The sequence below is a fragment of the Gemmatimonadota bacterium genome, assembly GCA_040388625.1.
Taxonomy (GTDB): domain Bacteria; phylum Gemmatimonadota; class Gemmatimonadetes; order Gemmatimonadales; family Gemmatimonadaceae; genus Fen-1247.
In genome coordinates this window covers 1-8,066 of sequence record JAZKBK010000018.1, presented here as the reverse complement: position 1 = coordinate 8,066, position 8,066 = coordinate 1, and the positions used below count along the sequence as shown (strand labels likewise).

Sequence of the window (8,066 nt, the reverse complement as noted above, 5' to 3'; positions counted from 1 at the left end):
GTGGTGCGGGGCTCGAATAGCTGTTGCTGCCCGGTCACGCTGCCGCCTCGGTTTCGATCGCGCCACGGGTCGCAAGGGCGATGAGGTATGCGTCGGCGGCGTCCTGGCAGGGCCACTCTGGGCGATCATCGGGTGTTGATCGGCGCAGTAGGGCGTCAGCAAATGTCTTCACTTCGGCCTTGGTCGCGTTGCCTTTGAGCCTGTTTGCTTTACGCCATTCTCCGGGCCTCCAAGGTTGCACCAGCACCGAGCTCGGGAGGCAGGCGAGGACGGCTCCTGTGGTGCGTATGACGGCGTACAGACCCGTTCCCGCGCGTCCTGCCGGGTTCTCGAGGCCCACTGCGATCGTGTCCTCCCAGAAGGACTTGGGGGGCATGGATTCCTTTACCGAACGCACGCGCTCCCACGCGTCTTGGCCATCGAGTGTCCACTGGAAATACACCGGGGTTGTGGCGTCGTCCTCGTCGATGCAGACGCAATGGACGGCCTTCGTGTCGACGTCGATTCCCGCGATCCAACTCATGGGCCGGGGCACCCCCAGCCGTCACCGAACCGTGCGTAATGCCCTTTCGCGGCGAGGTACTGGTTGTACGGCGACGGCGGCTTGGTGTCGTTCCAAGGTGGCGCTCCGAAGTAGGCGGCGTCCGCGTCGTACTCTCGCCGGCTGATGCCGAACGCGGACACGTAGAGGGCGTTGTGGTGGAACCAGTTTCCGGGACGTTGTCCGTAGCCGGTTTCGCAGGCTCCGAGTTTCGCCCAGTTGTCGGGGAGCCACTCCTTCCACGCCCACTCGTAGGCACGCCGCTTCAGCACAGCGCGGCAAGCTGTGAGCCGGTGTTGCCACCGTGCGAGCTCGGCGACGCGGAACCCTGTGGAGTGTGGCTTCCATGGTGAGCGGGCGAATGTCCGTGCGCGTGGCAGCTTGTCCTCGCAACGCCACGTAGCGACGATCGTTTGCGCGGTGCGTGTTTGGATGGTCGGCCCTGCACCATCGGCTCGCGATACGACTGCGAGCGCAGCCGCGACCAGGTAGAGGCTGAGGAGTGTGTGGGCGGTCACTCGGATGTCAGAGCTCCAGTCTTTTGCTTGGCCCACCTGTTGGCGGGTATGGGCGTGCCGCGGGTCATTCGGTTCCTTTCGCGGCGAGCAAACACACCGCATACGCCGCGGCTAGAGGTGCGACGATCAGGGCGGGGATCACGAACCTCACCATCAGCCGTCCCATTCCCGGAAACGGCCAGGGAACAGGTCGCCGTCGATATGCCTCCACGCACACTCGACCGTCCAGTGAGGGCCGTAGTAACTCATCGGGTCGTTCGGAACATGCGTCGTAATCGTGAAGCGGGTTCGCTTACGACAGACGAAGCACCAGCGTTCTTTTCCATGAGGCTTCGCGGCGACAATGCGCGTAGGCACGCGGTGAATGTGGATGCTCACGTTTCACCGTCCGAACGAAGACCTAGACCACCTGCACCTGTTCGAATCCTTCGCGTGGTCACGAGGTCCACCAGCACAACCCGACAGCGATGGCTCCTAAGGCGAACCCGAGCCACGCCGCCAACCACATAAGCCACTCAGGAACGTAACTACGGTCAGTCATCAGTCATCGCTTTACTCCCAGAGCGATCACTTCGGCAGCGATCGACAGCGCGTCCGTGCCGTTCCAGATGCCCTGCTGAATCAGTCGTGCGACTGCGTGCAGTTCGTCCTGCCGCATGAGCTCGCGCTTCCGCGACCGGTACGACCGGATGACAGCGTTCTGGGCGGCGCGGCACTCAGAGCAGTGACAGCCCTGCTTGTAGAGGCGATAGCTTCCGTGGCCGGGAGCGTGTACAACCCCGATCACGATTCGCCCTCGTTCCCGTCGATGAACGACTCAGTGGCGACCCTGCGCCCCGTCGATTTCTCGGACGGGCCACCGCCGCGGGACGCCTGCTTGCGAAGACTTCCAATGCCCCTAGCGGCTGCCTCATTGCACTCCTGGCACCAGCGGTTGTCCGACGTACGGCGACGTTCACACCCCGGAGTCGTGCAGACGGCGGGAAGACCTCCAATGCCCATCACGACGGGCCACCCAGGACGCTCTTGGCGTGTTCCTGCCAAGATCTGAGCGCGAACCCCTTAGACGATCCGTCGTAGAGGTTTGCCCCTTCACGGAGCGTCGCTTCAAGCATCGTGATGTAGTCAGCGATGAGCTTGGCCTGCCCGTAGTCCAACCCACGCGCCAACTCGTCCAGATCACGAAGGATGCGAATGCCCATTGGATTCCTTCGCTCGGTCATTTGGTCACCGCTTCAAGCGCGTCACGCAGGTTGTCTTCTGCTTGTGCGAGCAGCAGGAAGTCGCCGCCAGTAAGGACGGCCCCCTTCATCTGCTGGTGACGGTCGAGATATGCGTCGGCTGCTTGCGCCACCGCGATCAGGTCACGAACGCCAGCATCCTTGAACACCCGATCCATCCGCGGGCCGGTGGGCAGGATCTTCCATTCACGCCACGACTCGACGGCGAGCTTGATCCTGTCGGCCCAAGGAAGGATGCGAATACCATTTCCAGGACAACGGCTTGAATCAGCCATTCGGCATCGGCTCCCCGTGTTTCCACACGAAGCCATCCCGGACGACGCTCTCGCGTACGGAGTCGAACTCGTTGGTGTTGTCGAGACCTTCGATGTGCGTCTCAACGATCACCATGTCGGTCTGCCAGTAGACCGTGCCGACGTACGAGTTGATAGAGCCTGCTTCGCCCTCTTCGTCGGCGCCCACATTGATGAGGGCTCCCTCGGGCGGAACCGAAGGCCAGTCCACGACGCGGCTAAACGAAGACGAAGTGTTCGGATAGTGCTTCGGGCCGCGCCAGCACATCACCCATAGCTCGATCATTGGTCATCACCTCCTCCCGCACGGCAGTACGCCCGTGCGGGGTCAGTATCGCAACGAAGGATTCCAAGATCAGTTCTAGGACTTCGATCGCTCATGCCGCGAGCACCTCCTGAGCACATCGTTTTGCCGCGATCTCGCAATACCGCTCCTCGAGCTCGACACCAATCGAACGCCTGCCGAGATCCTTGGCGGCGCGAAGCGTGGTGCCTGAGCCGGCGTAGGGGTCGAGGACAACACCGTCAGGGCAGCGCGAGATGATCCAGCGCATCAGAGACAACGGCTTCTGTGTCGGATGTAGCCGTCGTTCGCCTCGTTCGCTTGCTCTTAGAGCCCCGTTCCACTGGTGACGGAACAGGCGAGCGACGCCCGGTAGGTTCGTCCAGACGAGCTCGCAGTCCGCGAAGTCGTTGCTCGTCATGCCGTCGCGCTTGTCCCAGACGAACCAGGACGCGCTGGGCGGCAGCTTGTCGGCGTAGTGGTTGGCGCCGAACAGAACGATGGCCGGGTAGGTCAGCAGCGGCGACGGGTCGAACGGCTCGCCGTCACCCGCAACGACCGTGTCACCCACGAACGTCTTGTCGCCCCACGCCTTCTTGCTGTTTTGGCTGGGGCTGTACCTAATCCCGTAGGGCGGATCGCTCACGATCACGTCTGCCTCGAGCGGCATGAGATCCCGACAGTCGCCGTGGTAGATGGTCACCCATTCGTCCTCGTAATAAGGGCGTTGGATTCCAAATTCCGATTGAGTCCTTCCGGTCACGGGTGATCCTTCCCGCGCTCCTGCCACTCCTGCGACCAGCTAGTCCCCTGGTACTGCCCGTCGTTCGGATGCGAATGGGGGCCGTGGTGACCGGAGGACTTAGCGCACCGATAGCCACGTGCGGTGTTCGTTGAGCATCGTGGGATGCGCCCGTGCGTTTCCCTGAGCGCGGCCAGTAGCAGGCAGATGTCGCACACCTTTCCGCTTCGCATCAGACCGTCCGGGTGCATCCGTGCGTGTTCACGGCGCATGTCGCGCTCGCGCTCGGCGGTCAGGAGTCCGCGAAGGATTCCAACTTCGCATTCAATCCTTCGTTCGGTCATACCACGGCCCCCGCATCCCCGTCGTTACCTTCCGGGGACGCCCCGCTTGGTGTCGGGGTCGCTCGTAAACCGGGGGCCGGGACATGTGGGCAGGCTTCAGGTACCTGCCCGTGAGCGCCCGAGCCCAGGAGCTCGAGCCGCCTTCCACGGAACCACACCGTTACTCGGTGGCTTACGCGTCCGTACTGAATCTCACCGCAGGGGATACGGACGTACACCTTGCGTGAGCCAACAAAGAGGAGACTCACAGATCCAGCTCCGCGAAGTACGCCTTTTCCTCAATCGCGCGGCGAAACTCAACAGCGTGCTTCATACAAAACAGAAGCCGCTGCCCTGGAAAGAACAGAGTCTCAAGCGGGTCAAACGCCACGCTATCGCCCCCGACTACAAACACGACCACTGCCGGTTCGGGGCACCCGCGGCCACCACCCACACGGCAGACCTCATCCGGGCCAATCACAAACTCGTCACTCATCGTCCATCACCTCCTCCCGCACGGCAGTTAGCCCGTGCGGGGTCATTATCTCGGAGCGGGCTTCCTGGATCGCGGCGAGCGCGTCCAGGCGGTCGTTCTCGGCCCCTGTCAGAAGGGCGTATTCACACGTTCCGAGGGCTGAAACGGCGTCCATTTAGAGCCATCCCCTTGATGCACTTGTGGGCCGTTGGTGGACAGCCCGCATGGGCTGTGCCTTTGACGCGAACGAGGGGCGTAATCCTTCGCGATAAAAGCGATCTCCCCGACCATCTGCGGATGGAATCCTTCGGTCGTTCATATTCCGAACACCGGGTTAGAGATGGCCTGCCCGTCATCTGGCTCGCGGTACTTGCGTGCCTGCTTGATCGGGACGATGTACTGCTCGAAGACGGCCGGCGAGCCGCTGCAGTACCAGTCGATTACCGCTTCACGCCAAATCTCGTAGTCCCGGCGCTTCTTAGACCTCAACTCGAAGAAGTCGAAGAAGCGCGTCAGCCAAAGCACCTCGTCGCGCTTCACGACCTCCCACCGAATACCGGGCCTTCGGGGTGCTTCAGCCAGCTTGTCCTTCACATAGAGGGAGCCGATCCCCCCGAGGTCTTCGCGGATGCGCTCGATCATCGGTCGGTCGTCCAGTCTCATCGCGACGATGAACTGCGCCTTGTTCGTGCTGATCGAGAAGCAGCCCTCACCGTCCACGAGTCCGGTGAACCACCAGCCAAGCTCGTCAGAGACGTAGGCTCCTGTTTCAGCAGCCTCGCCGGGCTTTATCCCCCAGAGATGGGGACGCTCGACATCTGATCGGCGCTTCTCGGCCATCAGACGCCCCTCCCGTGCGTCACCCGTACGTCACCGCGGCCACAGCAACGGCTGTTACGGCGATAACGGCGGTGGCTCATGCCGCTGCTCCGCTAGAGCCGGTCGCTGATGCGAAATCGTCTGCAAAGTGCGGGAATGGGATGGATAAACGGGTTGCGCCATGTCCTCGGTTTCCGTATATCCCGTATCCACCACAGTGTCGGCTCACATTCGCAGCAGAACGCTTCCCTCGGGTGCTCGTCGCCACGATGTGATCTACCGGCGTGGCGGTCGCGGCTACAAGATTGAGCATGGCGGGACGTTCAAGACGGTGCGGGAGGCGAACGTCCGGCTGCGGCTGGTCGAGGATTGGCTTGCCGCCGGTCGGAACCCGAAGACCGAGCTCGCTTTGTTGCGTCGTCCGGCCGAGGTGAGCCTGTCGTTCCGTGACTTGGCTGAGGTGTGGCTGTCGGGCCGCTTCGATTTGGACGAGTCGACCCGGGTCAACTACAGGTCGCATCTGCGGCAGGTCAACAGGGTGTTCGGTTCGATGGACGCGGCGAGCATTTCGGCGGCTGATGTGTCGGGTTGGATCGGCGGCATGATCGACCGTGGGTTGGCTCCGGGGACGGTGAAGGACTATGTGGGTTTGGTCCGGATGGTGTTGGATCATTTCGATGACAATCCGGCTCGGCATCGGTCGGTGCGGTTGCCGAAGCAGGTGCGTGCGATTCGTGAGCCACCCGACGCCGACGAGTTCCTCACGTTCCTCGCCGCCGTCGACGAAGAGTTTCGTGGCCCGGTTGTGCTGTTGGAGCAGACCGGGATGCGGATCGGCGAAGCACTCTCGCTCGAGGCCCGCGACATCGACCGTGCCGGGTTGCGGGTGCGTGTTCGCGCCGAGGTTGCGAAGCGTGACCGTCCCAGGTGGATACCCGTTCCCGCCTGGTATGCGGATTTGATCATGCCGTGCCGGATGAGCCCTTCGCGCCTGTCGTATCGGATGCGGAAGGCTTCGGAGCGGATCAACCCGCATTTGTTGCGGCATCGTCGTGCAACCCTGTGGCATCAGTCCGGGATCCCCGCTGTCGAGTTGGCGTCCCGGCTCGGCCATGCAAACACGTCGGAGTCGCTCGACACTTACAGCCATGTTCGGCCGATCAGCGAGGCTGACCCCGTGCTGATTCTGGCTGCGCTCGCGTAGCGTGGTTCGCTTACTCACGATGCCGCCAGTCCCCGCACGTTGATCGTGCCATCCGAGGCAACGGACGCCGTGACGGTCGGACGTGGCTTCGCCCCGCCGTTATCAAGCTCCTCAATCCACGCGACAGCGACGGCAGCGGTCTGGATCAGCTCGGCGCGAAGCCCTTGAACATCGCGTTCCAGCCACGCTTTGCAGCACTCCCCGAACTCCTCACCAAGCACGGCGGCATAGGTGTGGTCGTCGCGGCGCTGGACGCCAGGAACGCCTCCCCATTTCGCATCCTGACGCACCCGTTCATCCTCGATTTCGCACAGGATCGAGCGACGATCATCGACCAATCGCTCGGCATCGAACAGCGATTCCATCACGCCTCCTTCAGGTTCTCGGCCAGCAGCCGCTCAACATCCGAACGCCTGACGAACAGCCGTTTACACCCCGGGATCTCCTGCTTCGGACAGCGGCGGATGATCGCCTCCGCAACCGCGCGTTTCACACCCAGCTCCTCCGAGATCGCGCGGGTGTCGAGTAGCCGTGGCAGGGTGCTTTCGTCGCTGTGTGCGGCAAGTTCCGAACCACGAAACGCGGTGGGCATGCCTTGGTCAGGCATGGACTCCCCTCCCATTGCAAGCTGGACACTTCTTGACGGTGCCGAGCCAGAAGCCCTCAATGATCCCGATGCCGTCACAAGCGCGACAGTCGCGTCGGCGTTTCAGTCGTTCGACCTCGCGCTGCAGGCGAGCGATCTCGCACTGGGCTGCGCTCAGCGGTTCCTTCGTGTCGCGCCCACGTTGGCTCACGCGAGTGCCTGCGCCATCTGCTTGAACCCCGCAAGCGAATCCGCTGATGTGTCGATGAGCCAGTTGTTGCCGGGTTCCGCCTTAGACACGTCCTGGTCGAAGATCGACAGACCGACCATGTGGGGTGCGGTTTGGAGAGCGGCGGGGATTGCTCGCCACCAGTCGCCTTTGCGCGGGTCTGCGCGGCAGCCGAGCTCGCCGATGACGAAGGGTTTCCGCCCGGACCAGAGTGAGTATTGGGACGGGACGGACGCGCCGGTGTACAACGCGCACTCGGCGAACGACGCCCAGCCGGAGTGCAAGGGCGTTGACCATGAGCCGTCGCCGCCGTTGTAGACGTCGGAGCCGACCCAGTCGACGTATTGGTCTCCGGGGTATGAGGCGTTGATTCCTGGCCGGTCGGGTGAACCCTCGAGGGGACACCACCAGAAGCCGACATTCGTTGCGCCGGCTGCCTGGAAGATGCCGACGACCCGCCTCCATGCTGCGACGAACGGGCTGCCGATGTTGGGTGTGCCACCGACGGACCATTTGAATCCGGCGGTGTTGTCGAACTCCCACCACAACCTGAGCATGATCGGGAACTGGTAGGAGCCGAAATGGTTCGCCGCGACGGTGAACACCGAGTCTGCCTTGCCTGCGTTGACGTCGGCGATCGAGTACGGCGGCGACCACGTAACACAGACGTGTTGGCCGCGGTCGTGGATCCATTGCGGCATGTTGTTGTTGATGTCGGCCTGGTCGATCCCGGCAACGCCGATCGTGGTGCCGCCTGACCAGTATTGGACATGGATGCCGTCGAACATGCGGCCAATCTGCTGCTCGCGTTC

14 protein-coding genes are annotated in these 8,066 nt (G+C 62.8%); 1 reads left to right on the top strand and 13 read right to left on the bottom strand.

The annotated features are described in order from the left end of the window. Positions 1 to 34: 34 nt before the first annotated feature. The 10 genes from V4529_17350 to V4529_17305 all read right to left on the bottom strand — a co-directional run bounded on the left by V4529_17350 (position 35) and on the right by V4529_17305 (position 5,256). Entirely contained in the window at positions 35 to 523 is a 489-nt protein-coding gene (locus tag V4529_17350) for a hypothetical protein (GenBank protein ID MES2360111.1), read from the bottom strand. After that, a complete protein-coding gene (locus V4529_17345; GenBank protein MES2360110.1) occupies positions 520 to 1,059 on the bottom strand; it encodes a hypothetical protein in 540 nt (179 codons plus the stop codon). Before V4529_17345 ends, V4529_17350 begins: the two co-directional genes overlap by 4 nt. 544 nt (positions 1,060 to 1,603) lie before the next feature. Beyond that, the gene (locus V4529_17340) at positions 1,604 to 1,846 is read right to left on the bottom strand and encodes a hypothetical protein (GenBank protein MES2360109.1); all 243 of its coding nucleotides are present in this window, start codon (positions 1,844 to 1,846) and stop codon (positions 1,604 to 1,606) included. A 214-nt stretch (positions 1,847 to 2,060) separates the two neighbouring features. Continuing rightward, positions 2,061 to 2,282, bottom strand: coding sequence for a hypothetical protein (locus V4529_17335; protein ID MES2360108.1), 222 nt, complete (start codon positions 2,280 to 2,282; stop codon positions 2,061 to 2,063). Then, positions 2,279 to 2,575 (bottom strand): hypothetical protein, encoded by a 297-nt coding sequence (locus V4529_17330; GenBank protein MES2360107.1) that lies wholly within the window; start codon positions 2,573 to 2,575, stop codon positions 2,279 to 2,281. Before V4529_17330 ends, V4529_17335 begins: the two co-directional genes overlap by 4 nt. After that, positions 2,568 to 2,879, bottom strand: coding sequence for a hypothetical protein (locus V4529_17325; protein MES2360106.1), 312 nt, complete (start codon positions 2,877 to 2,879; stop codon positions 2,568 to 2,570). The genes V4529_17330 and V4529_17325 overlap by 8 nt, the downstream gene beginning before the upstream one ends. Positions 2,880 to 2,970: 91 nt before the next feature. Continuing rightward, positions 2,971 to 3,579 (bottom strand): DNA methyltransferase, encoded by a 609-nt coding sequence (locus tag V4529_17320; protein ID MES2360105.1) that lies wholly within the window; start codon positions 3,577 to 3,579, stop codon positions 2,971 to 2,973. Between the two features lie 627 nt (positions 3,580 to 4,206). Then, positions 4,207 to 4,437, bottom strand: coding sequence for a hypothetical protein (locus V4529_17315; protein ID MES2360104.1), 231 nt, complete (start codon positions 4,435 to 4,437; stop codon positions 4,207 to 4,209). Beyond that, a complete protein-coding gene (locus tag V4529_17310) occupies positions 4,430 to 4,591 on the bottom strand; it encodes a hypothetical protein (GenBank protein ID MES2360103.1) in 162 nt (53 codons plus the stop codon). The genes V4529_17315 and V4529_17310 overlap by 8 nt, the downstream gene beginning before the upstream one ends. Before the next feature lie 140 nt (positions 4,592 to 4,731). Continuing rightward, positions 4,732 to 5,256 carry an LAGLIDADG family homing endonuclease gene (locus V4529_17305; protein ID MES2360102.1) on the bottom strand — a complete coding sequence of 175 codons (525 nt, stop codon included), beginning with the start codon at positions 5,254 to 5,256 and terminating at the stop codon, positions 4,732 to 4,734. 196 nt (positions 5,257 to 5,452) lie between these two features. Between V4529_17305 and V4529_17300 the strand changes: the two genes are divergently transcribed. Next, entirely contained in the window at positions 5,453 to 6,439 is a 987-nt protein-coding gene (locus tag V4529_17300; GenBank protein MES2360101.1) for a site-specific integrase, read from the top strand. A gap of 14 nt (positions 6,440 to 6,453) precedes the next feature. On the opposite strand, the gene V4529_17295 is transcribed toward V4529_17300, so the two are convergent. The 3 genes from V4529_17295 to V4529_17285 form a co-directional block, all read right to left on the bottom strand. Continuing rightward, the gene (locus V4529_17295) at positions 6,454 to 6,804 is read right to left on the bottom strand and encodes a hypothetical protein (GenBank protein ID MES2360100.1); all 351 of its coding nucleotides are present in this window, start codon (positions 6,802 to 6,804) and stop codon (positions 6,454 to 6,456) included. Beyond that, positions 6,804 to 7,046 (bottom strand): hypothetical protein, encoded by a 243-nt coding sequence (locus V4529_17290; GenBank protein MES2360099.1) that lies wholly within the window; start codon positions 7,044 to 7,046, stop codon positions 6,804 to 6,806. The genes V4529_17295 and V4529_17290 overlap by 1 nt, the downstream gene beginning before the upstream one ends. A 186-nt stretch (positions 7,047 to 7,232) precedes the next feature. Next, the coding region (locus tag V4529_17285) for a glycosyl hydrolase (protein MES2360098.1) at positions 7,233 to 8,066 on the bottom strand (834 nt) is incomplete at its 5' end.